At 59.6% G+C, this 26,668-nt stretch carries 24 protein-coding genes; 6 read left to right on the top strand and 18 right to left on the bottom strand.

All coding sequences use genetic code 11. From position 1 onward, the window contains the following. Window positions 1-165: 165 nt before the first annotated feature. Complete coding sequence (locus tag HGP31_RS06915; protein ID WP_168757360.1) at window positions 166-639, bottom strand: hypothetical protein; 474 nt, start codon at window positions 637-639, stop codon at window positions 166-168. 423 nt (window positions 640-1,062) lie between these two features. Between HGP31_RS06915 and HGP31_RS06910 the strand changes: the two genes are divergently transcribed. Next, complete coding sequence (locus HGP31_RS06910) at window positions 1,063-2,322, top strand: OprD family porin (RefSeq protein WP_020798349.1); 1,260 nt, start codon at window positions 1,063-1,065, stop codon at window positions 2,320-2,322. Between the two features lie 57 nt (window positions 2,323-2,379). Here HGP31_RS06910 and HGP31_RS06905 read toward each other — a convergent pair whose 3' ends face one another. From HGP31_RS06905 to pcaR, 12 genes are all read right to left on the bottom strand, one after another. Continuing rightward, window positions 2,380-3,549, bottom strand: coding sequence for an IS4 family transposase (locus tag HGP31_RS06905; RefSeq protein WP_168757130.1), 1,170 nt, complete (start codon window positions 3,547-3,549; stop codon window positions 2,380-2,382). Window positions 3,550-3,763: 214 nt separating this feature from the next. Then, a complete protein-coding gene (gene pcaC, locus HGP31_RS06900; protein ID WP_020798348.1) occupies window positions 3,764-4,156 on the bottom strand; it encodes a 4-carboxymuconolactone decarboxylase in 393 nt (130 codons plus the stop codon). A gap of 10 nt (window positions 4,157-4,166) precedes the next feature. Continuing rightward, window positions 4,167-4,973 carry a 3-oxoadipate enol-lactonase gene (gene pcaD, locus HGP31_RS06895; RefSeq protein ID WP_168757359.1) on the bottom strand — a complete coding sequence of 269 codons (807 nt, stop codon included), beginning with the start codon at window positions 4,971-4,973 and terminating at the stop codon, window positions 4,167-4,169. 11 nt (window positions 4,974-4,984) lie between these two features. Then, complete coding sequence (locus HGP31_RS06890) at window positions 4,985-6,349, bottom strand: 3-carboxy-cis,cis-muconate cycloisomerase (protein WP_020798346.1); 1,365 nt, start codon at window positions 6,347-6,349, stop codon at window positions 4,985-4,987. 45 nt (window positions 6,350-6,394) lie between these two features. Further along, window positions 6,395-7,702 (bottom strand): MFS family transporter, encoded by a 1,308-nt coding sequence (locus HGP31_RS06885; protein ID WP_020798345.1) that lies wholly within the window; start codon window positions 7,700-7,702, stop codon window positions 6,395-6,397. A 206-nt stretch (window positions 7,703-7,908) separates the two neighbouring features. Next, complete coding sequence (pcaG, locus tag HGP31_RS06880; RefSeq protein WP_020798344.1) at window positions 7,909-8,475, bottom strand: protocatechuate 3,4-dioxygenase subunit alpha; 567 nt, start codon at window positions 8,473-8,475, stop codon at window positions 7,909-7,911. 1 nt (window position 8,476) lies between these two features. Continuing rightward, window positions 8,477-9,181, bottom strand: coding sequence for a protocatechuate 3,4-dioxygenase subunit beta (gene pcaH / locus HGP31_RS06875; protein WP_033043621.1), 705 nt, complete (start codon window positions 9,179-9,181; stop codon window positions 8,477-8,479). 38 nt (window positions 9,182-9,219) lie between these two features. Next, entirely contained in the window at window positions 9,220-10,425 is a 1,206-nt protein-coding gene (gene pcaF, locus HGP31_RS06870) for a 3-oxoadipyl-CoA thiolase (protein WP_020798342.1), read from the bottom strand. Next, window positions 10,422-11,201, bottom strand: coding sequence for a CoA-transferase subunit beta (locus HGP31_RS06865; RefSeq protein ID WP_020798341.1), 780 nt, complete (start codon window positions 11,199-11,201; stop codon window positions 10,422-10,424). Before HGP31_RS06865 ends, pcaF begins: the two co-directional genes overlap by 4 nt. After that, the gene (locus tag HGP31_RS06860; RefSeq protein WP_168757358.1) at window positions 11,201-12,058 is read right to left on the bottom strand and encodes a CoA transferase subunit A; all 858 of its coding nucleotides are present in this window, start codon (window positions 12,056-12,058) and stop codon (window positions 11,201-11,203) included. Before HGP31_RS06860 ends, HGP31_RS06865 begins: the two co-directional genes overlap by 1 nt. A gap of 261 nt (window positions 12,059-12,319) precedes the next feature. Next, window positions 12,320-13,666: a 4-hydroxybenzoate transporter PcaK gene (pcaK, locus tag HGP31_RS06855; RefSeq protein WP_020798339.1), complete on the bottom strand. Its 1,347-nt coding sequence runs from the start codon at window positions 13,664-13,666 to the stop codon at window positions 12,320-12,322. A gap of 286 nt (window positions 13,667-13,952) precedes the next feature. Beyond that, window positions 13,953-14,795, bottom strand: coding sequence for a pca regulon transcriptional regulator PcaR (gene pcaR / locus HGP31_RS06850; protein ID WP_020798338.1), 843 nt, complete (start codon window positions 14,793-14,795; stop codon window positions 13,953-13,955). A gap of 421 nt (window positions 14,796-15,216) precedes the next feature. Here pcaR and HGP31_RS06845 point away from each other — a divergent pair, with 421 nt between their 5' ends. The 3 genes from HGP31_RS06845 (at window position 15,217) to HGP31_RS06835 (ending at window position 17,520) form a co-directional block, all read left to right on the top strand. Beyond that, window positions 15,217-15,372, top strand: coding sequence for a hypothetical protein (locus HGP31_RS06845; RefSeq protein ID WP_020798337.1), 156 nt, complete (start codon window positions 15,217-15,219; stop codon window positions 15,370-15,372). A gap of 95 nt (window positions 15,373-15,467) precedes the next feature. Further along, window positions 15,468-15,668 carry a hypothetical protein gene (locus tag HGP31_RS06840; RefSeq protein WP_008056863.1) on the top strand — a complete coding sequence of 67 codons (201 nt, stop codon included), beginning with the start codon at window positions 15,468-15,470 and terminating at the stop codon, window positions 15,666-15,668. A 376-nt stretch (window positions 15,669-16,044) separates the two neighbouring features. Continuing rightward, the gene (locus HGP31_RS06835; protein WP_020798335.1) at window positions 16,045-17,520 is read left to right on the top strand and encodes an inorganic phosphate transporter; all 1,476 of its coding nucleotides are present in this window, start codon (window positions 16,045-16,047) and stop codon (window positions 17,518-17,520) included. A gap of 260 nt (window positions 17,521-17,780) precedes the next feature. On the opposite strand, the gene ccoM is transcribed toward HGP31_RS06835, so the two are convergent. The 3 genes from ccoM to HGP31_RS06825 form a co-directional block, all read right to left on the bottom strand. Continuing rightward, the gene (gene ccoM, locus HGP31_RS30690; protein WP_008056860.1) at window positions 17,781-17,897 is read right to left on the bottom strand and encodes a cytochrome c oxidase subunit CcoM; all 117 of its coding nucleotides are present in this window, start codon (window positions 17,895-17,897) and stop codon (window positions 17,781-17,783) included. A 143-nt stretch (window positions 17,898-18,040) separates the two neighbouring features. After that, window positions 18,041-18,202: a hypothetical protein gene (locus tag HGP31_RS06830; RefSeq protein WP_008016476.1), complete on the bottom strand. Its 162-nt coding sequence runs from the start codon at window positions 18,200-18,202 to the stop codon at window positions 18,041-18,043. Window positions 18,203-18,301: 99 nt separating this feature from the next. Continuing rightward, complete coding sequence (locus HGP31_RS06825) at window positions 18,302-18,643, bottom strand: aspartate-semialdehyde dehydrogenase (protein ID WP_168757357.1); 342 nt, start codon at window positions 18,641-18,643, stop codon at window positions 18,302-18,304. A 232-nt stretch (window positions 18,644-18,875) separates the two neighbouring features. On the opposite strand from HGP31_RS06825, the gene rapA reads away from it, so the two are divergent. Then, window positions 18,876-21,722 carry an RNA polymerase-associated protein RapA gene (gene rapA, locus HGP31_RS06820; RefSeq protein ID WP_020798332.1) on the top strand — a complete coding sequence of 949 codons (2,847 nt, stop codon included), beginning with the start codon at window positions 18,876-18,878 and terminating at the stop codon, window positions 21,720-21,722. Window positions 21,723-21,897: 175 nt separating this feature from the next. Here rapA and HGP31_RS06815 read toward each other — a convergent pair whose 3' ends face one another. Next, window positions 21,898-23,247, bottom strand: coding sequence for a spinster family MFS transporter (locus tag HGP31_RS06815; protein WP_020798331.1), 1,350 nt, complete (start codon window positions 23,245-23,247; stop codon window positions 21,898-21,900). A 293-nt stretch (window positions 23,248-23,540) separates the two neighbouring features. Here HGP31_RS06815 and HGP31_RS06810 point away from each other — a divergent pair, with 293 nt between their 5' ends. Continuing rightward, window positions 23,541-25,757, top strand: coding sequence for a putative bifunctional diguanylate cyclase/phosphodiesterase (locus tag HGP31_RS06810; protein WP_168757356.1), 2,217 nt, complete (start codon window positions 23,541-23,543; stop codon window positions 25,755-25,757). Here the strand turns inward: HGP31_RS06810 and HGP31_RS06805 are convergent. Then, complete coding sequence (locus tag HGP31_RS06805; RefSeq protein ID WP_168757355.1) at window positions 25,714-26,607, bottom strand: NAD(P)-dependent oxidoreductase; 894 nt, start codon at window positions 26,605-26,607, stop codon at window positions 25,714-25,716. The two genes, HGP31_RS06810 and HGP31_RS06805, sit on opposite strands and share 44 nt — an antisense overlap. Window positions 26,608-26,668: the final 61 nt, after the last annotated feature.

The following is a 26,668-nucleotide window of genomic DNA, read 5'->3' as shown; positions in this document are numbered from 1 at the left end:
AAGATCATATACATCGCCGGCATCTGAGCCTGATAACTTGCCGAATGACATACAGCTGCCGGTAAACCCCTCAAATTCACATTCCACATCCACGCTATCTAGTAATTAAACCATACAGCCCACCTAGAACGCGCCGGCGAAGCCTTTTACGTTAAGGACTTATCGTTACACTTTGGAACTCACAACGAACCCAGGGCAGTTCACATGTATGATTTCTGCTGGATCTTGGGCATTTATAATATCAAAATCAAACTTACCGGCTACGTTTACTACACCTTCAACTTTAGTCAAGGTCGTGAAAGTGATTTTTCCTGACGTGGAATATGGAAAACCCATAAACTCTTCAATTTCACAATATGCCTCTACTAAATCCAAACCTGAACCGATTACGTATTCTGTATTCTCTATAAGATCCAGATTCGATTCAAACTCTATATTAGCTTTACCACCCGTTACTGGGTTTGAGGCATTCAGCAAAAAATTACGAGGCGTCCAGGAAAGATAATCAATTTCACCAAAATTGATCCGACGCACTATATCGCCTTTTGTAATGGTTGTTCTAATTCCTCCGACTCCCGGCCCATGATCTTTCGCCCCACTAATGGCTGCATTGCCTTGTTCTTCTTTTTCGGCACCCATGATCACACCCTCTATTGGATTATCGTTAAAAATACACAACTACAAGGCGAGCGTATTTCTTGATCAGGATCAAAACAACTGTCATAAGTGACAGCGCGACAAACTTAAAAGTTATAAAAACCTGATATCCATGGCGAAAACTAGTCCAATAACACCACCGCCCTTCTCCCTACCTGCCTGAAATTACGCCATTCATTTTCGTTCGATAATCGCCCAAAATTCATCCCTCACAATTGAACTATCTAGTTAATTCACCGCACCATTCCATCTCAGACCAATAACAATCAGGATCCACACCGTGCCCCAGCGCCCTGCCCTTCCCGGCTGATCCCGTTCCGCTATCACCCGATCCGAATCTTCAAATGCAGCCTCAGGTTGCGGCACATCCTGTTGCATCCACAACAATTAGAGAGACCCGAGCCCATGACGCCTTCCACCGCGCATTATTTCCTCCCAAGCTTGATCGCCGTCGCCTTGACCGCAACCGCAACTACCGTGACCGCCGAAGAGCCGGGTTTTGTCGAGGGCGCCAAGGTCAACCTGAACCTGCGCAACTTCTACATCAACCGCAATTTCACCAACCCGACCAAGGCCCAAGGCAAGGCCGAAGAGTGGACGCAAAGCTTCATCCTCGATGCCAAGTCCGGCTTTACCCAAGGCACCGTCGGTTTCGGCATGGATGTGCTGGGCCTGTACTCGGTGAAACTCGATGGCGGCAAAGGTACTGGCGGTACCCAACTGCTGCCGCTGGACAGTGACGGCCGCCCGGCCGACAACTTCGGTCGCACCAACGTGGCGTTCAAGGCCAAGCTGTCGCAGACCGAAGCGAAAGTGGGCGAATGGATGCCGGTGCTGCCGATCCTGCGTTCGGACGACGGTCGTTCCCTGCCGCAAACCTTCCGCGGCGGCCAACTCACCTCGAAGGAAATCGACGGCCTGACGCTGTACGGCGGTCAGTTCCGCCAGAACAGCCCGCGCGACGACAGCAGCATGGGCGACATGTCGATGACCGGCAAAGCCGCGTTCACCTCCGACCGTTTCAACTTCCAGGGCGGCGAGTACCTGTTCAACGATAAACGCACCCAGATCGGTGTGTGGAACGCCGAACTGAAGGACATCTACAGCCAGCAATTCATCAGCCTGACCCACAGCCAACCCATCGGCGCCTGGACCCTCGGCGCCAACCTCGGTTACTTCTACGGCAAGGATGACGGCAGCGCCCGAGCCGGCGAGCTGGACAACAAAACCATGTACGGCCTGTTCTCGGCCAAGTACGGCGGCAACACCTTTTACGTCGGCCTGCAGAAACTTACCGGCGACAGCCCGTGGATGCGGGTCAACGGCACCAGCGGCGGCACCCTGGCCAACGACAGCTACAACTCCAGCTACGACAACGCCCGGGAAAAATCCTGGCAAGTGCGCCACGACTACAACTTCGTTGCCCTCGGCGTGCCGGGCCTGACCCTGATGAACCGCTACATCAGCGGCGATAACGTGCACACCGGCACGATCACCGATGGCAAGGAATGGGGGCGTGAAAGTGAACTGGGCTACACCGTGCAGAGTGGTGCGCTGAAAGACCTGAATGTGAAGTGGCGCAACTCGACGATGCGCCGCGACTACAGCAACAACGAGTTTGATGAGAACCGCGTGATCATCAGCTATCCGATCAGCCTGCTCTAAACCTCTGCTGCCTGATCGTTCCCACGCTCTGCGTCACTAGTGTCCGGTAAACATGTTTCATAGCTGAAGGCTGCCTTGGGCAGCCTTCAGCTTTTCTCGCTCCTGCCTTCGTCGATCCCTCAGTTCTGGAGTAGCGGGCCGTTCGTGCAGGACGTGAGATATGCGAACCGTCAGCTCGAACAACGAACCGGTAAATCCTGAACGACGATGGAAAAGGTGCAGTAACAAGTAGCTGATCAAGGCACTGTAAATCTGCAGGCGCACGGCGTTTTCAGAGAAGGCATAGAAGCGTTTGAGTTTCAGATGTTGCTTGATCCACTTGAAAAACAGCTCGATCTTCCAGCGATCTTTGTACAAGCCCGCGACTTCTTCAGCTGTTCTTGCGAAGTCGTTGGTCACTAGGATTAATGGCGTGGCATGTCCCTCGCGCTCAACCACCACGCGTCTTACCGGCGTTTCTCGGTAGTCATTCAGACGCTTACCGCCCAGATGCTTTTTGCCGAACAGAATGACTTCATCGGTCATGACCGGGCTTTGCTCGGCTACGGTCGAGTGCTTGTGCAGCACTTTGATATTGGCGTTTTTCTTCAGGCGGGTGACGAAAAAAGCGCCTTTGGTCTGCAACTGGTGCCACCAGTTGTAATCGCAATAGCCCTTGTCAAAGACATACGTCATGCCGGCCTGAATCGGCATTTCCAGTGCATCGCTCAGGTCGTTGACGTTGGCAGGAGTGATGTTGACGTACACCGGGGCCAACTGTGCCAAATCTAGCCCGACATGTACTTTCAAGCCCTGCGTAATGCGGGTTTTCGTGGCGGCTGTCCAGCCATCGAAGTGAGGTCCGCGCAAAGTGATCGACGTGGAATCAAGCAGGCTAACCATGGCACCGACTTCTTTGCGCTGCTGGCGGCTGATGCCGCGCAACAGCAACTCGCAAAGGTCCTGGAATGGCCGGTAGTCACGCTTGTTCAAGGCATCCGACAGGGTCGAGCGGGCGACGGGACCCGCTTTAAGATGGTAGCTATGCGGGCTTAGAGTTTCGGAGAAAGTCGCCAAGGACCGCAGGCTTAAGGCTTGGGTTACATGACCGCTGACCAGTGTCACCAGCAATTGCCAGGACGTGCAGCGTTTGACGTAGCGATCAGCCTGGTGCCTTTCGGTGGATTGCCGAAAGAACTGGCGCGGGATCGCACTGAGCAGGTGGGCTAAACGGGTGCTGGTAAACATGAGCCAAAATCGAGTCTGAAAAATCCGATTATGACTGACGGCCGCCAACAGCAAGGGGGAGCAAGCTCCCCCTTCGGTTTTTACCGGACACTAGTGACGCTCTGCGTGGGAATGCAGCCCGGGACGCTCCGCGTCCCTTCCCTTCCAAAGCCGAACGCAGAGCGTCCGTTGAGGCATTCCCACGCAGAGCGTGGGAACGATCAATCGCGGGGGATCACTCCCGCGATTCAACCCCCAACTCATCCCACACCGACTCAGCCAGGTGGAACGTCGCATTGGCTGCCGGAATCCCGCAGTAGATCGCGCTCTGCATGATCACTTCCTTGATCTCGCTACGGCTCACGCCATTGTTGGCGGCGGCGCGCAGGTGCAGTTTGAGTTCGCCCTCGCGGTTCATGCCGATCAGCATGGCGATGGTGATCAGGCTGCGGGTGTGACGCGGCAGGCCCGGACGGGTCCAGATGTCGCCCCAGGCGTGGCGGGTGATCATTTCCTGGAACTCCGAGTTGAACTCGGTCAGGGTGGTCAGGCTGCGATCGACATGGGCATCGCCCAGAACAGCGCGACGGACCTTCATGCCCTCGTCGTAACGTTGTTTCTCGTCCACGGAATTCCCCTCAACGAGCCGTCAGGAAGGCCAGTACGCGGTCGCTGAAATCAGCGCCGGCCTGGACGTTGGACAAGTGCGCGGCATAGAACTCGGCGTACTCGGCACCCGGCACGTGCTCCTGGATGAAGTGCCCGCCGGACGGCGGCGTGACCGCATCCTGGGTGCCGGCGATCACCAGCAGCGGCGCCTTGATCGAGGACAACTGGTCGCGGAAATCGGCATCGCGCACCGCCGCACAGTTGGCCGCATAGCCTTCAGGCGATGTCGCCGCCAGCATGTCGGTAATCTGCTTGGCCGCCGCCGGGTTGGCTTCGGAGAAATCCGGAGTAAACCAGCGTGCAATCGATGCATCGCGCAAGGCGACCATCGCTGCCTGACCGTCACGCAACACCGTTTCGATACGCGGGTTCCAGATCGACGGATCGCCGATTTTCGCCGCCGTGTTGCACACGATCAGCTTATTCAGACGTTCGCCGGCGTTGATCCCCAGCCACTGGCCGATCAGGCCGCCCATGGACAGGCCGCAGAAATGTGCGCGTTCGATGTGCAAGGCATCCAGCAGTGCCAATACGTCACGGCCCAGTTGTTCGATGCTGTAAGGGCCCGGTGTCACCAACGATTGGCCGTGGCCGCGGGTGTCGAAACGCAGCACACGAAAGTGCTCCGTGAACGCCGGAATCTGCGCGTCCCACATGTGCAGGTCGGTGCCCAGCGAGTTGGACAGCACCAGCACCGGCGCATCGACCGGCCCATCAAGTTGCGGCCCTTGAATTTGGTAGTGCAGTTCGCCATCGGCGAGTTGTACGAAAGCCACAGCAGTCTCCTTCAGGCAGTCATTGCAGAGTGTTCAGCCACCGCTCGCTCGACCCAGGTACGGGCCTGACCGAGATAATGGGCGGGGTCCAGCAGATGATCGAGTTCAGTGGCCGACAGCTCGGCAGTCACTTGCGGTTCGTCACCAAGTACGGCACGCAGATGGCGTTGTTCGGCGACGGCGCGTTTGCAGCATTGTTCCAGCAGGTGATGCGCGGTGTCGCGGCCGACCCGTTGTGCGAGGACGATGCTCACCGCTTCAGCAAGCACCAGGCCCTGGGTCAGGTCGAGATTGCGGGCCATGCGTTCGGCGTCCACTTCCAGGCCGCCTGTGACCAGCAGCGCCTGCTTGAGACTGCCGGACACCAGGCAGCAAATTTCCGGCAGGGTTTCCCACTCGGCATGCCACAGCCCCAGGCTGCGCTCGTGCTCCTGCGGCATGGCGCTGAACAGTGTCGACAGCAGGCCTGGCACGCGAGTCGCCGCGCCAATCAGCACCGCCGCGCCGACTGGATTGCGTTTATGCGGCATGGTCGAAGAGCCACCCTTGCCCGGCGCCGAAGGCTCGAACACCTCGGCGGCTTCGGTTTGCATCAGCAAGCTGATATCGCGACCGAGCTTGCCGAGACTACCGGCGATCAATCCGAGCACCGAGCCAAACTCCACCAGGCGATCGCGCTGAGTGTGCCAGGGTTGGTCGGGCAAGCTCAGTTGCAGCTCTTCGGCCAACGCCTGGGCAATCGGCATCGCCTGTTCACCGAGGGCCGCGAGGGTTCCGGAGGCGCCACCGAATTGCAGCACCAGCAGGCGCGGCCTGAGCTCTTGCAGACGTTGACGGCTGCGGGTGACGGCGCCCAGCCAACCGGCGATTTTCATGCCGAGGGTCACCGGCGTCGCATGTTGCAACCAGGTGCGCCCGGCCAGTGGCGTGGCGACATGACGTTGGGCCTGGGTGGCGAGGGTGTCGCCCAGTTGCGCCAGATCGCTGTCGATCAATTCCAGCGCCCGGCGCAATTGCAACACCAGGCCGCTATCCATTACATCCTGGCTGGTGGCGCCCAGATGCACGTAGCGTTCGGCTTGCGCATCGCTCGCGGCGATTTGCTTGCCCAGCGCCTTGACCAACGGGATCGCCGAATTACCCGCCGTGGCAATTGCCTCGCCGAGGGCGGCAAAATCGTAATGCCCGGCCTGGCACGCCGCTTCAATCGGTGCCACCGCGGTAGGCGGAATCACGCCGACCCGCGCTTCGGCCCGGGCCAGCGCCGCTTCGAAATCGAGCATGGCCTGGACCCGGCCCTGATCGCAGAACACTTCGCGCATATCGCTGGCAGTGAAATAGGCATCGAACAATTGATTGCCCGGTCGCTCGTTCATAAACAGTCCCTGGAGGCGCGGGCCGCTCAGGCCCGCGGATGTGGATCAAAGGTCGTTTTCTAGATACTTCGCATGCTTGGGCAGACGCAGGCTGAACAGGAACGCTATCGCCATCATCAACGTCACGTACCAGTAGAAGGAGTTTTCCATGCCGACTGCCTTGAGGCTCAGGGCAACATATTCCGCCGAACCGCCGAAGATTGCATTCGCCACCGCGTAAGCCAGGCCAACACCCAGTGCACGCACCTCAGGCGGGAACATTTCGGCTTTTACCAGACCGCTGATCGAGGTGTAGAAACTGACGATCGCCAGCGCCAGGGTAATCAGCACGAAGGCCAGGAATGGACTGGTGACGCTTTTCAGGCTGAGCAGGATCGGCACGGTGCACAGCGTGCCGAGTGCGCCAAACCACAGCATCGAGTTCCGGCGGCCGATCTTGTCCGAGAGCATGCCGAAGATCGGCTGCATGCACATATAAAGGAACAGTGCGCCGGTCATGATGTAGCTGGCGGTCTTGGCGTGCATGCCGGCGGTGTTCACCAGGTATTTCTGCATGTACGTGGTGAAGGTGTAGAAAATCAGCGAGCCGCCGGCGGTGTAACCGAGCACGGTGATGAACGCGGCTTTATGGTCGCGGAACAACGCGCGAATGCTGCCGGCGTCCTTGTTTTCGCGCATTTCCTTGCTGGTGGTTTCTTTCAGCGAACGACGCAGGTACAGCGAAACCAAGGCCGCCATGGCACCGACCACGAACGGAATCCGCCAGCCGTAGGCACGCAAGTCATCCTCGGTGAGGAACTGTTGCAGGACCACCACCAACGACACCGCCAGCAACTGCCCGCCGATCAGGGTCACGTACTGGAACGAGGCGAAGAAACCGCGCTGGCCCTTGAGGGCGACTTCGCTCATGTAGGTAGCGGTGGTGCCGTATTCGCCGCCCACCGACAGGCCCTGGAGCAAACGGGCGAACAGCAACATGATCGGGGCCCAGACCCCGATGTCCTTGTAGGTGGGCAGGCAGGCGATGAGCAACGAACCGAAGCACATCATCAGAATCGATATCAGCATCGAATTCTTGCGCCCGTGCTTGTCTGCGAGACGGCCGAAAATCCAGCCGCCAATCGGACGCATCAGGAACCCGGCGGCAAAGACGCCCGCTGTGTTGACCAACTGCACCGTGGGGTTGTCGGACGGGAAAAAGGCTGGCGCGAAATAGATCGCGCAGAAGGCGTAGACGTAGAAGTCGAACCATTCGACGAGGTTGCCCGACGATGCGCCGACGATGGCGAAGATCCGCTTGCTGCGTTCTTCGCCTGTGTAGAGCGCTGCAGGAGCTGTAGTTGGGGTTGTCATTGTTTTGTTCACTCAATGGGGACAGTGAGAGTCTAGACACACTTTGTAACAGTCCCGTTCCGCAGATGGATCACCAACACGATTCCCTTGTAGGAGCGAGCCTGCTCGCGATGGGCGCCAACGATAACGCGGGGAATCTGAATGCCCGCGTTGGCGAGACGTTTTTCGCGAGCATGCTCGCTCCTACAGGGTTTTGTGGTGTTCGATCAATAATCGAAGAACACCGTCTCGGCATCAGTGCCCTGCAGAATCACATTCCACTGATAAACACCGCTGGCATCCTGCTTGGCCAGCAAGGTGCTGCGGCGCTCGGCCGGAACGCATTCGAGCAACGGGTCGTCCACGTTGGCCGGTTCGCCATCGAAGTAGATCCGCGTCAGCAAGTGCTTTACCAAACCACGGGCAAACACCAGCACCACCAGGTGCGGCGCCTGGGTCGTGCCCTTGAGGCCTTCAACCGTGCCCGGCTTGATGGTGGTAAAGCGGAAACGCCCTTCGGCGTCCACCGGCACCCGGCCAAAGCCTTCGAAGTTCGGGTCCAGGGGTTTGTCCTGATCGTCTTCAGGGTGGTCGTACTTGCCGGCGGCGTTGGCCTGCCAGACTTCCAGCATCGCGTCGTTGACGACATCACCGTTGCCATCGACCACTTGCCCGGTGATCGCCACGCGCTCGCCCAGGGTTTGTTCGACGGTCAGGTTTTCGCGATTAAGCCAGGTCAGGCCGATATGGTAGTAAGGCCCTACGGTGTGGGACGTGGTCGCAGTCAGCGTCATCTTATTTCTCCATCGGCGTGGCGTCGCGGCCACGCAATACGATGTCCCAGCGATAACCGAGGGCGTAGGAAGGGATGGTTTTTTCCAGATCGAAACTGGCGATCAAACGCTCCTTGGCACTGGTATCGGGCACGCAGTTGTAGATCGGGTCGTACGCCAGCAGCGGGTCCCCGGGGAAATACATCTGCGTGACCAGGCGCGTCAGGATGCTCGGCCCGAACAGCGAGAAATGGATGTGCGCCGGACGCCAGGCGTTGTGGTGGTTACCCCATGGATACGCGCCGGGCTTGATGGTCTGGAACTGGTACCAGCCATCGGCATCGGTCACGGTACGGCCGGTGCCGGTGAAGTTCGGGTCCAGCGGTGCATCGTGCAGGTCCCGGGGATGGTTGTAGCGTCCGGCGGCGTTGGCTTGCCAGATCTCCACCAGGATCCCCGGCACCGGCAGGCCGTTTTCATCCAGCACACGGCCGTGGATGATGATGCGCTCACCCTGAGGCTGCCCTTCGTGCTGGGCGGTCAGGTCGTTGTCCTTCTCGTTGATGCGCTCGGCACCAACGGTAGGACCGGTGATTTCCGACAACGAGTGCGGCAAGAACACTAGCGGCTTGGACGGCGAGCGCAGGTTGGTGGATTGATAGGTCGGGTGCAGGTAGGCAGGCTGGGTGCCTTCCTGCGGGCGACGGTAACCAGGCTTGTCAGTCATGAAACATTCCTCAGTTCTTATAAGTCTTTTCGAGCGCGTCAGACGCGCTCGATCGCCAGGGCCAGACCCTGGCCGACACCGACGCACATGGTCGCCAGACCTTTCTTGCCACCGTTTTTTTCCAGCTGATGCAGGGCTGTCAAAACCAGTCGTGCACCGCTCATGCCCAACGGATGCCCCAAGGCAATGGCACCACCGTTCGGGTTGACTTGAGGTGCGTCGTCCGCCAGCCCCAGTTCACGCAGTACCGCCAGGCCTTGGCTGGCGAACGCTTCGTTGAGTTCGATGACGTCGAAATCGCTGACCGCCACACCCAGGCGTTCGGTCAACTTGCGCACCGCTGGCACCGGGCCAATACCCATCACCCGAGGTGCAACACCGGCGCTGGCCATGCCCAATACTTTGGCGCGAGCGGTCAGACCGTGCTTTTTCACCGCTTCGGCCGAGGCCAGGATCAAGGCCGCCGCGCCGTCGTTCACACCGGAAGCGTTGCCGGCGGTGACGGTTTTGTCCGGGCCGTTGACCGGTTTGAGTTTGGCCAGGGTTTCCAGGGACGTGTCGGCGCGCGGATGCTCATCCTGGCTGACCACTGTTTCACCCTTCTTGTGGGCAATGCGCACTTCGACGATTTCTTCGGCGAAAAAGCCCGCGGCTTGCGCGGCAGCGGTGCGTTGCTGGCTGCGCAGGGCGAAAGCGTCCTGATCTTCACGGGACACTTGATAATCGTCGGCGACGTTGTCGGCGGTCTGCGGCATCGCATCCACACCGTACTGGGCCTTCATCAACGGGTTGATGAAGCGCCAGCCAATGGTAGTGTCTTCCAGCTTCATGTTGCGCGAGAACGCGGCGTCCGCCTTGCCCATCACGAACGGCGCGCGGGACATCGATTCGACGCCACCCGCAATCGCCAGCTCCATTTCGCCACTGGCGATGGCGCGGAACGCGGTACCGATGGCATCCATGCCCGAAGCGCACAGGCGATTAAGGGTCACGCCGGGAATGGTTTCCGGCAGACCCGCCAACAGCAGCGCCATGCGCGCCACGTTGCGGTTGTCTTCACCGGCCTGGTTGGCACAGCCGAGGAACACCTCGTCCACTGCATTCCAGTCCACCGACGGGTTGCGCTCCATCAAGGCCTTGATCGGCACGGCGGCCAGGTCGTCGGCGCGAACCGCCGACAAGCCTCCGCCGAAACGGCCGATGGGGGTACGAATCGCGTCGCAGATATAAACTTCACGCATCATGCTTCTCCTGGGGTTTGGCCGTGGGCGGCTGCGGTGCGGGCTTCCAGATCACGCAGCGCGGTCAGCTCGACTTCGGTCGGCTCGGCAGTGGTGTCGACGCTATCGGCAAAGCGGATCGGCCAACCGGTCGCCGCGACCACTTGCTCGCGGGTCACGCCCGGGTGCAGTGCGGTGACCACGAACTCGTGGGTGTCGGCTTCCGGCTCCATGATGCACAGGTCGGTAATGATTCCCACTGGACCGGCGCCCGGCAGGCCCAGACGCTTGCGTGAATCACCACCCTCGCCATGGCCGACCGAAGTGATGAAATCGAGTTTGTCGACGAACGAACGCGACGACTGCTTGAGAATGATCAGCACGCTCTTGGCGGAACCGGCAATCTCCGGCGCGCCACCGGCACCCGGCAGACGCACTTTCGGTGCATGGTAATCACCGACCACGGTGGTGTTGATGTTGCCGAAACGGTCGACTTGCGCAGCGCCGAGGAAACCGACGTCGATACGCCCGCCCTGCAGCCAGTAGCGGAAAATCTCACCGGTCGGGACCACGGTATCAGCGGTTTCCGCCAGTTCACCATCACCGATCGACAGTGGCAGTACGCTCGGCTTGGCGCCGATTGGGCCCGATTCGTAGATCAGGACCACGTCCGGCGAGGACGTCAGGCGCGCCAGGTTGGCCGCTTTCGACGGCAGGCCGATACCCACGAAGCACACAGAACCGTTCTTCAGCCTGCGGGCGGCAGCCACGGTCATCATTTCATTGGTGGTGTAAGTCATTACTTCGCCTCCGAAGCGGCGGCCAGTTTGGCCTGGAACTCGCTGAAGTCAGCGCTGCCATGGATGTACTCGTTGATCCATGCAGTGAAGGTTTCACGGTCGCGGGCAATCGGGTCCCAGGCCTGGTAGAAACGGTTGTCCCGCTCGTTGTAACCATGGGCGTAGGACGGATGCGCGCCACCAGGGACGTGGCAAACCGCGCTCAGGGCCCAGGTGGGCAGGACACAGGAGTTCATCGGTGCGTTCAGGTCGTCGACGATTTCCTCAACGGTGACGATGCAGCGCTTGGCAGCCAGCGCGGCTTCTTTCTGCACGCCGAGAATGCCCCACAACAGCACGTTGCCCTTGCGGTCGGCTTTTTGCGCGTGAATCACGGTGATATCCGGGCGTACCGAAGGCACGGCGGCGAGCACTTCACCGGTGAACGGGCAGGTGACGGACTTGATCAGTGGGTTGACTTTCGGCAGGTCGGAACCGGCGTAGGCACGCAGCACCGCGAACGGCAGCCCGGAAGCGCCGGCAACATAGGCGTTAGCCAGGTCGGCGTGACTGTGTTCTTCAATTTCCAGGGCGTGGGGCCACTGCTTCTCGACGGCGTCACGCAGACGATGCAACGAACCGACACCCGGGTTGCCGCCCCAGGAGAAAATCAGCTTGCGCGCACAACCGGCACCGATCAACTGGTCGTAGATCAGGTCGGGGGTCATCCGCACCAGGGTCAGGTCTTTCTTGCCCTGGCGAATGAGTTCGTGACCCGCCGCTGTCGGGATCAGATGGGTAAAGCCTTCGAGTGCGACCGTATCGCCGTCGTTCACGAATTGCTTTACCGCGTCGTGCAGCGAAAGAATTTCAGCCATCGGGGCAGGCTCCCGTTTGTTATTAACCAACTGATAAAAAGGCGCCGATGCGCAGCGCCGGAGTGGTTAAAGATTAAGCGCGTGCCCCACACCAAACAATCCGATAATCGACTGAGTGTTCGTTTATCGAACACATTGTTGTCAGGCTACCGTTTTGTCTTGCCTATGATCGTTCCCACGCTCTGCGTGGGAATGCAGCCCGGGACGCTCCGCGTCCCTGCCGAAGCGGACGCAGAGCGCAGGAACGATCAAGGTAAAATGTCAGGTCGCATCCGCATGACTGACCACACCCTTGATCACCACTGCCGCAGTCGCCAAAGCCGCCGGAATCACCAGTGCCGTCAGCACTTGCTCGAAATTCCAGCCCAGTCCCAGCAGTGTCGCGCCCATCCATGCACCGAGGATCGCGCCGAAGCGGCCAATCCCGAGCATCCATGACACCCCGGTGGCACGCCCTTGAGTCGGATAAAACCGCGCCGCCAGCGAAGGCATCGCCGATTGCGCACCGTTGACACACATGCCCGCCACCAACACCAGGGTCGCCAGTAAGGTGATATTGCCCAGGCTCTGCCCTACCGCGTAGGCAAACACCCCGGCCAACAGATAGAAAGTACCGATGACCTTGTGCGGATTGAAGCGATCCATGGCCCAGCCAACGCCCACCGCGCTCAACACCCCGCCGAACTGGAACAGCGCGCCTATGAACGCGGCCTGCTCCATGCTCGCACCGCTGTCGCGCATCAGGGTCGGCAGCCAGCTGGTCAGCAGGTAAACGATCACCAGGCCCATGAAGTAGGTCAGCCATAGCAGCAAGGTGCCGACGCTGTAGGTGCCGGAGAAGATCACGGCAAACACGTTGCGCGCCTTCACGGTTTTCTGTTCCGGCACGCTGAAGCTCGATGCCTGGGCCACCACCTTCGGGTCGATGGGTGCCAGCGTCTTGCGTACTTTGTCGGTGCCGCGATTACGCACGACCAGAAAACGCGCCGATTCCGGTAGCCAGATCAGCAACACGACGCCGAGGATCAACGGCAGGATCCCGCCGATCAACAGCAAGCTATGCCAGCCGAACGCGGGGATCAGCTTGGCCGAAATGAATCCGCCACCGGCCATGCCCAAGTTGAAGCCGCAGAACATGCTGGTCACCAGCAGGGATTTCTTGCGCTCCGGGGTGTACTCCGACAACAGGGTCGTGGCGTTGGGCATGCCCGCGCCCAAGCCGAGGCCGGTCAGGAAGCGCAATACCAGCAACTGGTCGACGTTGGTGCTGTAGGCCGAAGCCAGGCTGAAGGCACCGAACAGCAGCACAGCCCCGACCAGAACGACCTTTCGCCCAAACCGGTCAGCCAGCGGCCCGGAGCCCAACGCCCCGAAGACCATGCCGATCAGCGCCGCACTCATCACCGGGCCAAGGCTGGCGCGATCGATACCCCAATCCTGGGACAGGGCGGGCGCGATGAAGCCCATCGCCGCTGTATCGAGACCATCGAGGAAGACAATCAGGAAACACAGGATCACCACTCGCCACTGATAACGCGAAATGGGTTGGGCATTGATGAAGGACTGCACGTCGAGGCAGTTACCTACAGCAGACTGGGGCTGGTTCATTATTTTTTTTCCACGCAAAGAACGCAGTCGAACAGATATCAACCTCTAACGAGGCTGTCACGAGAAAGGGGGAGCCGGGATCAGGTGATCGAGCTCCGGCAAAATAACCGGGGAGAACGGCGACAGTCAGGGAATGTGCGCATGGGTGCCTCTTCTCATTATTATGGGGTCGTCGTCCGGAGCCGGATCGAGATCGCCAGCGCCGGGTGGCGCTGGCGCGACATTAATGAGGCAAGGGAAAGAGCGTCAATTCGTCAAACGCGAGTCTGTGCGATTATCGAACAGCTTAGGAAAACAGCTGGGTACTGAGGTCACGACTGGCACTCAGCAGGCCGGGCAGGAAACGCTGCTCGAGCTCGCTGCGGCTAACCCGACCGGCGTGGGTACTGACGTTGAGAGCCGCGACCACCTGGCCGGAAGCGTCGTATACCGGGACGGCGATCGAACGTAGCCCCTGCTCGAGCTCTTGATCGACGATGCACCAACCCTGCTGACGTACTTCCTGCAGGCATTCGAGCAAGGCTTGGGGGGTATGAATGGTTCGACTGGTCTTGGCTTGCAGGTCGGCGTGGTCGAGATACTCGCGCAATGAACTGTCATCGAGGGCGGCGAGCAGGATCCTGCCCATCGACGTGCAATAGGCCGGCAGGCGCCCGCCCACCGAAAGGTCGACCGAAATCAGGCGCTGGGTGGTCGCCGAACGCGCGATATATAAAATGTCATCGCCTTCCAGGGTAGCCATGTTGCAGGCCTCGTGGAGTTGCTCGCTCATGCGGTCCAGGTAGGGTTGCGCAGAAACCGCCAGCGGCGTCGAGGACACATAGGCATGGCCCAGGGTCAGGACTTTGGGCAACAACGAATACGTTCGGCCATCGGTCGTGGCATAACCGAGTTTGATCAGCGTGTGCAGGCAACGTCGCACGGCGGCGCGGGGAATTTCCGTACGATGGCTGATCTGCGCAATGGTCAAGTGCCGCTTGCGCTCCTGGAAGGCTTGCACCACGGCCAGTCCACGCGCCAGCGAGGTCATGAAATCCGGATCACCGGTCAGGGCCTGGATGCGCTTGGCGGGTGAAGCGACGATCGGCGGTGCCACCGAAGCGAAGGAGTTGCGCAGTTGATCGTTCATACAAGGTCCTTTTCCCGGACGGATCGGCGAGCTATTACAGGGCACTGGGTGCAGGGTATACAAGCCCGACTCGGTATCATCGGGCGATTATCGAACCATTGCGCGATAATCGCAACCGATGCTGCTCACGACGCAATCGCCCATGCAGCCATCGATACAAGTTTTTTTGTGCAAGCGCTGCAGACTTCATGACGCAATGTAACTGTCTTAAGTTGTGCGACTTAATGACGTCAGAAAGACATCACCGTAGTGTGGCATCCTCCTATGCCCTAGTTGCCAGTTACGGTTATGGGTAAAAAACAATCACACATCAAGATCCACTTTTAACTCTCTCGTGATAGTGTTCTGTAAATCGCTCGCTATAATGTAGTTCAGTAGCCATTCGGATTTTTATTGGCCGATACCGCTACCCGGTGGCGCGATGTTCCATCGCCGCTCTCCACAGCAAGCACCTGACGCCGACTGCATCCGCATCGCGCCAACGCGCTCGCTGAAACAGGATCTGATGCTACGTCAGCTGTTTATCTCTGGTGCCGTGGCCGCCTGCAACATGGAAGTAATGATCGCCCTGTCGTAATGCCTGCAAAGGCTTTTTGCATTCGATGCGTGCGGTCAATACATCAGGTGCAGTGCGTTTCACCAGAACTCATCTCATCTCAATCAGGTAGCACCGTGACAAAAGACGAACTGCGCGCGGAACTTGAGCGCCAGGAACAACGTTACAAGGAAGTTTACGGCGGGGAAGTCACCACCTACGCCGCCCAGCCAGAACCGGAACGCAAGCCATGGCGCAAACGCGCCACCGTTCAGGATCAGGTTTTCAAGCAAGAACTGGAAAAAATGGAAAAGGAACTCAAAGCCGAGGAGCCATGAAGGCCTGGGCTTGAATGCCTGCCGGGGTCTGCGTTGCATCCGTTAAAAGCGGAATGTATAGATATTGCCTTTTGCGCCCGCTACGAGCGGGCAGCGGCCGCCTTGCCCACCGGACGAGGTCGAAGGCTCGAATCTGACCCTTTTTTCAGAAATTTCATACAAGCATGCTCACCCCCCCTTCAGGTGAGGCAAACCCCTGTGCCTGCGGGCTTCTCAAAGAAATTCAATCACTTGCAAAACCCTGTAATTCACGGGGGTTATCGGCACCGTTGCAAAATAATTCGTTGAAGAATGTTACCGATGAGCAGCAAGTGCATCGATTTCCAGTCTTTTCTGGCATAATCGCGCCCCCTTATGACCGGGTCAGAAAACCTTCATGATCGATTTATTCAGCGGACTGGATGCTTGGGTGCTTGTGAGCCTCTTGCTCGCCCTGGCTTTTGTCCTCGCCTTCGAGTTCATCAATGGATTTCATGACACCGCTAACGCGGTAGCCACTGTTATCTACACCAAAGCCATGCCCCCACATCTGGCGGTGTTCTTTTCCGGTGTGTTCAATTTCCTCGGCGTATTGCTCGGTGGCGTGGGCGTGGCGTATGCCATTGTTCACCTGCTACCGGTTGAACTGCTGATCAACGTGAACACCGGCCACGGCCTGGCAATGGTTTTCTCGCTGCTCGCGGCGGCCATCACCTGGAACCTGGGCACTTGGTACTTCGGTATCCCGGCCTCCAGCTCCCACACGCTGATCGGTTCGATCCTCGGCGTAGGCCTGGCCAATGCCTTGATCAACGATATTGCGTTGGCCGACGGGGTGAACTGGCAGAAGGCGATCGATATCGCCATGTCGCTGGTGTTCTCGCCGATGGCAGGCTTCCTGATTGCCGCGCTGATTTTGATCGGCCTTAAATGGTGGCGTCCGCTGTCGAAGATGCACAAGACGCCGGAACAGCGCCGCAAGATCGACGACAAGAAACACCCGCCGTTCTGGAACCGCCTGGTGCTGGTGATCTCCGCCATGGCCGTGAGCTTCGTGCACGGCTCTAACGATGGCCAGAAAGGTATCGGCCTGATCATGCTGGTGCTGATCGGTATCGTACCGGCGCAATTCGTGCTCGACCTGAACAGCACCACCTACCAGATCGAACGCACCCGCGATGCCACCTTGCACTTGAGCCAGTTCTACAAGCGCAATGCCGACTCCCTGGGCGAGTTCCTGGCACTGGGCAAAAGTGTCGAAGGCGATCTGCCGGAGAAATTCCGCTGCAACCCGCAGCAGACCGAACCGACCATCGACGCTCTGCTTGGCACCCTCAAAGGTGTCTCTGACTACCACTCGCTGTCGTCGGAAAGCCGCATCGAAGTACGCCGTTACCTGCTGTGCCTGGACGACACGGCGAAGAAAGTCAGCAAGTTGCCAATCCTGGGCGCCCGTGAAAAGGCTGACCTCGACAAGCTGCGCAAGGACCTGACCACCACCACCGAATACGCTCCGTTCTGGGTCATTCTGGCGGTCGCCCTGGCCTTGGGCCTGGGTACCATGGTTGGCTGGAAACGCGTTGTGCTGACCATCGGCGAGAAGATCGGCAAGCAAGGCATGACCTATTCCCAAGGCATGTCGGCGCAGATCACCACGGCGAGCCTGATCGGCATGGCCAACATCTTCAGCCTGCCAGTGTCCACCACCCACGTCCTGTCCTCGGGCGTGGCCGGCACCATGGTCGCCAACAAAAGCGGCCTGCAAGGCGGCACCGTCAAGACCATCCTGCTGGCCTGGGTATTGACCCTGCCAGCCACGGTCGCCCTGTCGGCCGGCCTGTTCTGGCTGGCGTCGAAGGCACTGGGTAGCTGATACGCAGTCGTACGAAAAAAGGCGCGCTCCGTGAGGACCGCGCCTTTTTTTTACCTGTTTGAATGTGCACGCTCGATCGTTCCCATGCTCTGCGTGGGAATGAATCCCGTGACGCTCCGCGTCACAGGTGGACGCAGAGCGTCCATGGCGGCATTCCCACGCAGAGCGTGGGAACGATCCACTTCCAGGAATCGCAGACAAAAAAAAGGGCAACCGAAGTTGCCCAAAATGCCTTGCGTGCTCATTGCATCCAGAAAGACCTACGGCTTTTTGCGCTTGTGCGAGTCTTTCCAGATAAAGAATCCGAACCCTGCAAAAAACACCAACATGAGGCTGACGGTCAGCACTCCGGCGATCACCACGTTGTCGAAAAACATGACGCGTCTCCTGCAGTTGCCCTGTTGCGATGGAGCCAAGGTAACCATTTGGGCAGGAGAGAATATTGACCGGGATCAATGTTGCCCGGGACCGGGCATAGAAGGAGGGAAAAACTGACCTGCATCAATCGATGCAGGGGGATTCAACGCTTTTTCGGTTTGTTCTTCGGCTTTTTCTTCGCCTTGCCCAACGGCATGGCCTGCTCGAACGCCTGGCGCACTTCATTCAGGCGCTTGTCGTTGAGATCGTGGACACGCTTGGCGCGTTCGGCATTAAGGTCGATCAGCTTGTCATCTTGGCTCATGGCGTCAGTGCATCGCTTGAAATGAAATTCAATTGCCGCAGGTATCGGCGGGATTGTGCCAATAATGCGGTCTGGCGACGGCGCTGACCAGCCACCGGCTCAAATCTCGATATCGACCCACAGTCCCTGGCGAGGCTGGCCTTCCATCAACGGGGCCACCGGCACGGTGTTGTCGGCATTGAGTTCGTTACCCGGGATCGCCAGGTGCGCCTCAGGGTCTTCATCGGCCTCACGGCGGCGCCTTTGCTGCTCTTGCTTGCGCCGCTGCTCCTCGCGCAGCAGCAGGGCGGCCTCTTCTGGATCACGATGTTGCAGGTCGATGTTGCTGTCGCTGGCGCTTTCCTGCATCGGCACGACGGGCGCGATGTCCGGGCGCGGGCGGACCGGGTCGTGCTGGGAAGTGATCGGCACGGCACTCAAGGGGAGCATCGGTGGCAGCATATTTTTTCGGTCTCCTGTCTGCAGGCTGTCGGCCGCGGCGACGGCGACTTGAGCCATCGGTCGCAAACTGTGTGTCTATCGGCACGACAAGAACTGCCACAGGCTACGATTTCTTCAGCCTGGCAAGATCAAAGGATCGTAGCCCAAGGCAGTTCCCGCACAGGTATTCCTTTGGTCTGGAGACCTGATTCCGTTAAGATAGCCCGCTTTTTCAAGGTGGGAGTCAGGCAGCATGGCGCAGCAGTATCAACCGGGGCAACGCTGGATCAGTGACAGCGAAGCGGAGCTGGGTTTGGGCACCGTTCTGGCACAGGACGGCCGCTTGCTGACCGTGCTCTACCCGGCCACTGGCGACACTCGCCAGTACGCGCTACGGAATGCGCCCCTCACACGTGTACGGTTTTCGCCGGGTGACACCATCACTCACTTCGAAGGCTGGAAACTGACCGTTCGCGAAGTCGACGACATCGATGGCCTGCTGGTCTATCACGGCCTCAACGCGCAGAACGAAGTAGTCACCCTGCCGGAAACCCAACTGTCGAACTTCATCCAGTTCCGTCTCGCCAGCGACCGTCTGTTCGCCGGGCAGATCGACCCCCTGGCCTGGTTCGCCCTGCGCTATCACACTCTGGAACACACCAGCCGCCAACTGCAGTCGTCGCTGTGGGGCCTGGGTGGCGTGCGTGCGCAACCGATCGCGCACCAGCTGCACATCGCCCGCGAAGTGGCCGACCGGATTGCGCCACGGGTGTTGCTGGCAGACGAAGTAGGCCTGGGCAAAACCATTGAAGCCGGCCTGGTGATCCATCGCCAATTGCTCTCGGGCCGCGCCAATCGCGTGCTGATCCTGGTACCGGAAAACCTCCAGCACCAGTGGCTGGTAGAGATGCGCCGTCGCTTCAACCTGCAGGTCGCGCTGTTCGACGAAGAACGCTTCATCGAAAGCGATGCCTCCAACCCGTTCGAGGACACCCAGCTCGCCCTGGTGGCCCTGGAGTGGTTGGTCGACGACGAGAAAGCCCAGGACGCGCTGTTCGCAGCCGGTTGGGACTTGCTGGTGGTCGACGAAGCACATCACCTGGTGTGGCACGAAGATCAGGTCAGCCCTGAATACTCTCTGGTCGAGCAACTTGCTGAAACGATCCCGGGCGTCTTGCTGTTGACCGCAACCCCGGAACAGTTGGGCCAGGACAGTCACTTCGCGCGTTTGCGCCTGCTCGATCCGAACCGCTTCCACGACCTGGCCGCCTTCCGCGCCGAGAGCGAAAACTATCGCCCGGTGGCCGAGGCCGTTCAGGAACTGCTGGAAAAAGGTCGCCTGTCGCCGAAAGCCCATGAAACAATTCACGGCTTCCTCGGTAACGAAGGCGAAGCCCTGCTGACCGCCGTCAACGATGGCGACACCGAAGCCAGCGCCCGCCTGGTGCGCGAACTGCTGGACCGCCACGGCACCGGCCGCGTGCTGTTCCGTAATACCCGAGCGGCGGTCCAGGGTTTCCCGGAGCGCAAACTGCATCCTTACCCGCTGCCGTGCCCGGACGAATACCTTGAACTGCCACTGGGCGATCACGCCGAGCTGTACCCGGAAGTCAGCTTCCAGGCCCAGCCGGACGCTAGCGAAGAAGAGCGCTGGTGGAAATTCGACCCGCGTGTCGAGTGGCTGATCGACCAGTTGAAAATGCTCAAGCGCACCAAGGTGCTGGTGATCTGCGCCCATGCCGAAACCGCCATGGACCTGGAAGACGCGTTGCGCGTGCGTTCCGGCATCCCGGCCACGGTGTTCCACGAGGGCATGAACATCCTCGAGCGGGACCGCGCCGCCGCCTACTTCGCCGACGAAGAGTTTGGCGCGCAAGTGCTGATCTGCTCGGAAATCGGCAGTGAAGGCCGCAACTTCCAGTTCTCCCATCACCTGGTGCTGTTCGATCTGCCATCGCACCCGGACCTGCTTGAACAACGTATCGGCCGTCTGGACCGGATCGGCCAGAAGCACACGATCGAACTGCACGTGCCGTACCTGGAAACCAGCCCGCAAGAGCGCCTGTTCCAGTGGTACCACGAAGCCCTGAACGCGTTCCTCAATACCTGCCCGACCGGCAACGCCCTGCAGCATCAGTTTGGCCCGCGCCTGCTGCCGCTGCTCGAAGAAGCCGACGATGGCGAGTGGCAAGCGCTGATCGACGAAGCCCGTGCCGAGCGCGAACGCCTGGAAGCCGAACTGCACACCGGCCGTGACCGCTTGCTGGAACTCAATTCCGGTGGCGCTGGCGAAGGCGATGCGCTGGTCGAAGCGATTCTTGAGCAAGACGATCAGTTCGCCCTGCCGATCTACATGGAAACCCTGTTCGATGCATTTGGCATCGACAGCGAAGACCATTCGGAAAACGCCCTGATCCTCAAACCGAGCGAAAAAATGCTCGACGCCAGTTTCCCGCTGGGCGACGACGAAGGCGTGACCATCACCTACGACCGCAACCAGGCGCTGTCTCGCGAAGACATGCAGTTCATCACCTGGGAGCACCCGATGGTCCAGGGCGGCATGGACCTGGTGCTGTCCGGCTCCATGGGCAACACCGCCGTGGCGCTGATCAAGAACAAGGCGCTGAAACCTGGCACCGTGTTGCTGGAACTGCTCTACGTCAGTGAAGTGGTTGCCCCGCGCTCACTGCAACTGGGCCGCTACCTGCCGCCGGCCGCCCTGCGCTGCCTGCTCGATGCCAATGGCAACGACCTGTCGGCCCGGGTGTCGTTCGAGACCTTGAACGATCAACTGGAAAGCGTGCCGCGCGCCAGCGCCAACAAGTTCATCCAGGCCCAGCGCGATCAGTTGACGCCACGGATCAACGCTGGCGAGGACAAGATCTACCCACGTCACGCCGAACGTGTGGCAGAGGCGCAACGCCGCCTGGCCGCCGATACCGAAGAAGAACTGGCACGCCTGACCGCGCTGCAAGCGGTCAACCCGACCGTTCGTGACAGCGAACTGGTTGCCTTGCGCAAGCAACGCGAACAAGGCCTGGCGATGCTCGACAAGGCTGCGCTGCGACTGGAAGCGATCCGGGTGTTGGTGGCGGGTTAAGCCCCCCCTGCTCCACCGCTTGAACGATCAGGCCCGCAGCGATGCGGGCCTGATCGTTCCCACGCTCTGCGTGGGAATACCTCAAGGGACGCTCCGCGTTCCAGCTCTCGAAAGGGACGCGAAGCGTCCCGGGCTGCATTCCTTTGCTGCGCGTGGGAGCGATCAACGCAAGTGGCTACGCAGTCGCCGCAGAACCCACCGGCTCAACCACCGCCACCAACCCGTCCTTCATCCGCTTGGCATCTTTCACAAAACACCGCGACGCCAACACCAGAAACACCATGGTGAAAAACAGCGCCACCGGAATCAGGTACATCGCGTCATGCAGGCCGACCGCCTTGAACGCCTCGGTCATCTGCCCGGCACCGGCCGAGAGCATCGCCGTGTGGGCAAAGTGATCGGACAACGCGCCCACCACGACCGGTCCAAGACCACCACCCAGCAAGTACAACCCGGCAAAGAACAGCGCCATGGCCGTCGCCCGCAACCGCGGCTCGACCACGTCCTGAATCGCCGTGTAGACGCAGGTATAAAAGTTATAGGCAAACAACCAACCCAGGCTGAACACCGCCACGAATACGCCGATCTCTATTCGCCCAGAATGCAGCGCCCACGCCGTGCACAGCGTTGAAATGATCAGGCTGAACGCGGCGAACAGCAGGCGACCGTTGGCGACGCGCTGGTGGATCTTGTCCGCCACCCAACCGCCCAGTGTCAGTCCGAACAACCCTGTCACGCCGACGATCACCCCGGTCGCCACCGCAGCCTCCTGCAACGGCATCAGGAAATAACGCTGCAGCATTGGGACAAGGAACGAGTTACAGGCATAGGTGGCGAAGTTGAAACAAAGTCCAGCCATTACCAGCCACAGGAATGTCGGCACCGCCAGCACCCGGCGAATCGGTCGATCAATCTTCTCCTGCGACACCTGCACGCTTTCAGCCGCGCCGCGTTTCGGTTCCTTGATGAAAAACATGAAGATCGCCAGGATCAGTCCCGGTACTGCGGCAATAAAGAATGGAGCACGCCAGCTGTCGAAAGCCTTGACCATCGCGCCGATGGTGAAGAACGCCAGCAACAAGCCCAACGGCAGTCCGAGCATGAATATACCCATGGCCCGCGCCCGGCGATGCGCCGGGAACAAGTCGCCGATCAGCGAGTTGGCGGCCGGTGCGTAACTGGCTTCACCGATGCCGATGCCCATGCGCACGATCAGGAAACTCCAGAAGCTGCCGACCATGCCGTTGACGGCGGTCAGGCCGCTCCAAGCCGCCAGGCCCCACCCCATTAACTTGCTGCGCGAGCCGGTATCGGCCATTCGTCCCAGTGGCAGGCCGGCGATCGCGTAGACAATAGTGAAGGCAGTACCGATGATCCCCAGTTGAAAGTCGCTGAGCTGCCACTCCATGCGGATCGGCTCAATGATGATGGCTGGGATCGTGCGGTCGAAGAAGTTGAACAGGTTGGCCAGGAACAGCAGGAACAGAATGCGCCAGGCATTCGCCGCTTGGGTCGAGTTCTGCATGGGTCCGTCTCTTTTATTGTTATGGGGGCTTCACTGCCAGTGCATCCGAGCCCGGAACCTGCAATCTAGTCAGGCAGGCCGGGACTGTCTGTAATTATTCGTAAAGCTGATACCCGCCCATGGGGACAGACGCGGCCCAGGCAACATTTTATTTCCAAACGAACTAAGGTCCATTCCAAAATCATTGGTAGACAATGTGCCACCATCGCTTGCGTTCAATCCATGGCCTCTATACTCCAAGACATTCGCCAGCGTTGATAACGTCGGCAGGGAGACAAACACGGGGCATGCTAATGGAGTGGCTTGGTCTGCATTTCACTACAGAGCTAGCAGAAAGCGGACAGGTCATACTCCAATGTGTACATGACCCTTTTCTGGTGCTGCTGGCGTATCTGGTCGCCTGCGCCAGCTGTTTTGCCACGCTGGATATGGCCGAACGGATCAATCATGCGCAAAAACCAGCGTCCCAACGCCTCTGGCGCTGGATCGGCGCCGGATGCCTGGCCGGCGGAATCTGGGCCATGCACTTCATTGGCATGTTGGCGTTCCAGGCGCCGATCGACGTTCATTATCATTTGCCCATCACACTCTTGTCGCTACTGATCGCCCTGTGTGCGTCGTGGCTGGCGATGCACACCCTCAGCTTGCCTACCCTGAGTTTTCGACAATGCTGCAAGGCGTCGATCATCATTGGCCTGGGCATCGCCACCATGCACTACGTGGGCATGGCCGCCATGCGCTCGCAAGCCACGGCCTACTACCATCCGGGGCTGTTCATCCTTTCGATCATGATCGCCATCGGAGCCAGTCTGGCGGCACTGCTGCTGGCGAGCTACCTGCGTAATGGCTTGGGTATTTTTCACCAACTGCGCAAATGCGCCGCCAGCCTGGTACTGGGCGCAGGCATCATGAGCCTGCATTTCACCGGCATGGTCGCCTTCGACCTGGCCCTGCCAACTGGCAGCCAGTTAACCCAGCCAGGCGAAAATAACCATCTGCAATTGGGCCTGACGGTAGCCGTCATGACTCTACTGATAATAGGCAGCTGCATCAGTGCGGCATTGGCTGACAAGAAGCTGCAGCACAAGGATCGCGATCTGCTGCGGGTGAATTCGCTACTCACCCAACTGGACCAGGCGCGCATGTCCCTGCAACAGGTGGCGCACTATGATGCCCTGACCAACCTGCTCAACCGTCGCGGGTTCAACCAGCTCTTCGCCGAAAAGCTCCTGGAGCGCACTCACGCAGGCGGCATGCTCGCCGTCCTGTTCCTCGACATCGACCATTTCAAGCGTATCAACGACAGCCTCGGCCACGATGCCGGCGATGAATTGCTCAAGGTGCTCGCCCGGCACATCAAAAGTTCAGTGCGCAGTCATGACGATGTGGTAGCACGTTTTGGCGGCGACGAATTCTGCATTCTCATCGACCTGCATGACCGTGATGAGGCGCGACAGATGGCCCAGCGCATCATGCTGAAAATGAAGGAACCCATCGAGCTGTCCGGGCGGCGCATGGTCATGACCACCAGCATCGGCATCAGCGTATTTCCCGAAGACGGCAAGACCTGTGAAGAACTGCTGAAAAACGCCGACCTGGCGCTCTATCAATCCAAGGACGGTGGCCGTAATGGCCTGAATTTCTTCAGTGCCAACCTCAAGGCACGCGCCATGCTCGAACTGCAAATGGAGGAAGAGTTGCGCCACGCCCTGCGCGAAGACACCGGCCTGATGCTCTATTACCAACCGATCCTTGACCTCAAGACCGACCAGGTCAGCAAGCTTGAAGCGTTGATCCGCTGGCAACACCCCGTCCACGGATTCCTCACGCCGGACCGCTTCATTGGCATAGCGGAGGCCAATGGGCTGATTACCGAGCTGGACAATTGGGTGCTGCGCAAGGCTTGTGCCGACCTGGGCGAGCTGGCGCGCCAGGGCTGCGGGCACTTGAAGATTGCGATCAATTGCTCACCCCTGACCCTGGCACGCGAAGAATTGAGCGACGAAATCTCACTGGCATTGCGCAGCGCCGGGGTGGAGCCCCATCGACTGGAGCTGGAGGTCACCGAAAGCGCTCTGATGGGCAACATTGCCGAGACGCTGGTGCTGCTGCAGCAGATACGCGCCCTCGGCGTTTCGTTGTCGATCGATGACTTCGGCACCGGTTATTCATCCCTGGCTTACCTCAAGCGCTTACCACTGAACACGCTGAAGATCGACCGTTCATTCATCCAGGACATTCCGAAATCCACCCAGGACATGGAGATCGTCCAGGCCATTATCGTCATGGCCCACACCCTGCATCTGGAGGTGGTTACCGAAGGCGTAGAAACCTTCGAGCAGTACCAGTTTCTCGAATGCCACGGCTGCGATTTCGTCCAGGGCTACCTGCTCAGCCGCCCGATACCTTTGACCGAACTGCAACCGGTGCTGAACGAAATCAACCAGCGCAAGCATTCGTACAGCGTCAGGCGCTTGGGTCTGGCTCACGGTACATCTGCACTAACGTAGACGGGTCCTTCTCCAGGAAACCCTGCCCCCCGTGCAGGCGCATCAATTGCGCGGCCAAGCCACTGATCGGCGTCGCCGAACCCTGTTCGCGGGAAAATTTCACCGCACCGTCCAGATCCTTGAGCAAGGTCCGCACGTGCCATTTGACCGGTTCGAAACGGCTCTCGGCCATTTGCGGAGCCAGGAACTGCAACGGCCTGGAATCGGCAAACCCGCCGGCCAGTGCTTCGGCGATCCGACTGGCGTCGACCCCGGAGCGCTCCGCCAAAGCCACCACTTCGGCGATGACCAGTGCGTTGCAGGCAACGATCATCTGGTTGCAGGCCTTGGTCACCTGCCCTGCGCCCACGGCGCCCATGTGCGTCACACGCTGGCCGAGACTCAACAAGACCGGTTTGACCCGCTCAAGGTGTGCCACGGTGCCGCCGACCATGATCGCCAGGCTACCCGCTTCGGCACCCACCACACCACCGGACACCGGCGCATCCAGCCAGCCCATGCCTGTTTTGCCGAGCTCTGTCGCCATCTCGCGGGTCGCCGTGGGCTCCAGGCTGGAAAAATCCACCAGCAATTGATCCTTTGTCGCCCCTTCGACAATGCCCGACTTGCCGAAAACCACCTCACGAACCACCGCGGTATCCGCCAGGCACAACATGACCACCTCGGCGTGCTGGCACAACTCGGCAGGCGTGGCGACCTGGCGTGCCCCGGCTTCAACCAGCGGCGCGCACTTGGCCGGATTGCGGTTCCACACCGCCAGCGGATACCCCGCGGCGAGCAAACGTCGGCACATCGGCAGGCCCATCAGGCCGATTCCGGCAAATCCCAGGGCCGGTAGCGTTGACATCATTTTGCCTCCTTTGGATTAAAGAACACTGAATATTGGCCGATTCTTCAAGACGCAGGAAAGG

It is taken from the genome of Pseudomonas umsongensis (assembly GCF_012647205.1).
Classification (GTDB): Bacteria; Pseudomonadota; Gammaproteobacteria; order Pseudomonadales; family Pseudomonadaceae; genus Aquipseudomonas; species Aquipseudomonas umsongensis.
This window is presented reverse-complemented; position numbering and strand designations above follow the sequence as displayed.

Excerpts from the sequence above, each read along its gene's own strand:
- HGP31_RS06810 (WP_168757356.1), top strand. The coding sequence starts at position 23,541 with ATGGAGTGGCTTGGTCTGCATTTCACTACAGAGCTAGCAGAAAGCGGA.
- HGP31_RS06825 (WP_168757357.1), bottom strand. The coding sequence starts at position 18,643 with ATGCTGCCACCGATGCTCCCCTTGAGTGCCGTGCCGATCACTTCCCAG.
- HGP31_RS06910 (WP_020798349.1), top strand. The coding sequence starts at position 1,063 with ATGACGCCTTCCACCGCGCATTATTTCCTCCCAAGCTTGATCGCCGTC.
- pcaF (WP_020798342.1), bottom strand. The coding sequence starts at position 10,425 with ATGATGCGTGAAGTTTATATCTGCGACGCGATTCGTACCCCCATCGGC.
- HGP31_RS06865 (WP_020798341.1), bottom strand. The coding sequence starts at position 11,201 with ATGACTTACACCACCAATGAAATGATGACCGTGGCTGCCGCCCGCAGG.
- HGP31_RS06885 (WP_020798345.1), bottom strand. The coding sequence starts at position 7,702 with ATGACAACCCCAACTACAGCTCCTGCAGCGCTCTACACAGGCGAAGAA.
- pcaK (WP_020798339.1), bottom strand. The coding sequence starts at position 13,666 with ATGAACCAGCCCCAGTCTGCTGTAGGTAACTGCCTCGACGTGCAGTCC.
- HGP31_RS06860 (WP_168757358.1), bottom strand. The coding sequence starts at position 12,058 with ATGGCTGAAATTCTTTCGCTGCACGACGCGGTAAAGCAATTCGTGAAC.
- pcaG (WP_020798344.1), bottom strand. The coding sequence starts at position 8,475 with ATGACGCTGACTGCGACCACGTCCCACACCGTAGGGCCTTACTACCAT.
- HGP31_RS06905 (WP_168757130.1), bottom strand. The coding sequence starts at position 3,549 with ATGTTTACCAGCACCCGTTTAGCCCACCTGCTCAGTGCGATCCCGCGC.
- HGP31_RS06805 (WP_168757355.1), bottom strand. The coding sequence starts at position 26,607 with ATGATGTCAACGCTACCGGCCCTGGGATTTGCCGGAATCGGCCTGATG.
- HGP31_RS06835 (WP_020798335.1), top strand. The coding sequence starts at position 16,045 with ATGATCGATTTATTCAGCGGACTGGATGCTTGGGTGCTTGTGAGCCTC.
- HGP31_RS06890 (WP_020798346.1), bottom strand. The coding sequence starts at position 6,349 with ATGAACGAGCGACCGGGCAATCAATTGTTCGATGCCTATTTCACTGCC.
- HGP31_RS06845 (WP_020798337.1), top strand. The coding sequence starts at position 15,217 with ATGTTCCATCGCCGCTCTCCACAGCAAGCACCTGACGCCGACTGCATC.
- HGP31_RS06830 (WP_008016476.1), bottom strand. The coding sequence starts at position 18,202 with ATGAGCCAAGATGACAAGCTGATCGACCTTAATGCCGAACGCGCCAAG.
- ccoM (WP_008056860.1), bottom strand. The coding sequence starts at position 17,897 with ATGTTTTTCGACAACGTGGTGATCGCCGGAGTGCTGACCGTCAGCCTC.
- rapA (WP_020798332.1), top strand. The coding sequence starts at position 18,876 with ATGGCGCAGCAGTATCAACCGGGGCAACGCTGGATCAGTGACAGCGAA.
- HGP31_RS06915 (WP_168757360.1), bottom strand. The coding sequence starts at position 639 with ATGGGTGCCGAAAAAGAAGAACAAGGCAATGCAGCCATTAGTGGGGCG.
- pcaH (WP_033043621.1), bottom strand. The coding sequence starts at position 9,181 with ATGACTGACAAGCCTGGTTACCGTCGCCCGCAGGAAGGCACCCAGCCT.
- pcaR (WP_020798338.1), bottom strand. The coding sequence starts at position 14,795 with ATGAACGATCAACTGCGCAACTCCTTCGCTTCGGTGGCACCGCCGATC.
- HGP31_RS06815 (WP_020798331.1), bottom strand. The coding sequence starts at position 23,247 with ATGCAGAACTCGACCCAAGCGGCGAATGCCTGGCGCATTCTGTTCCTG.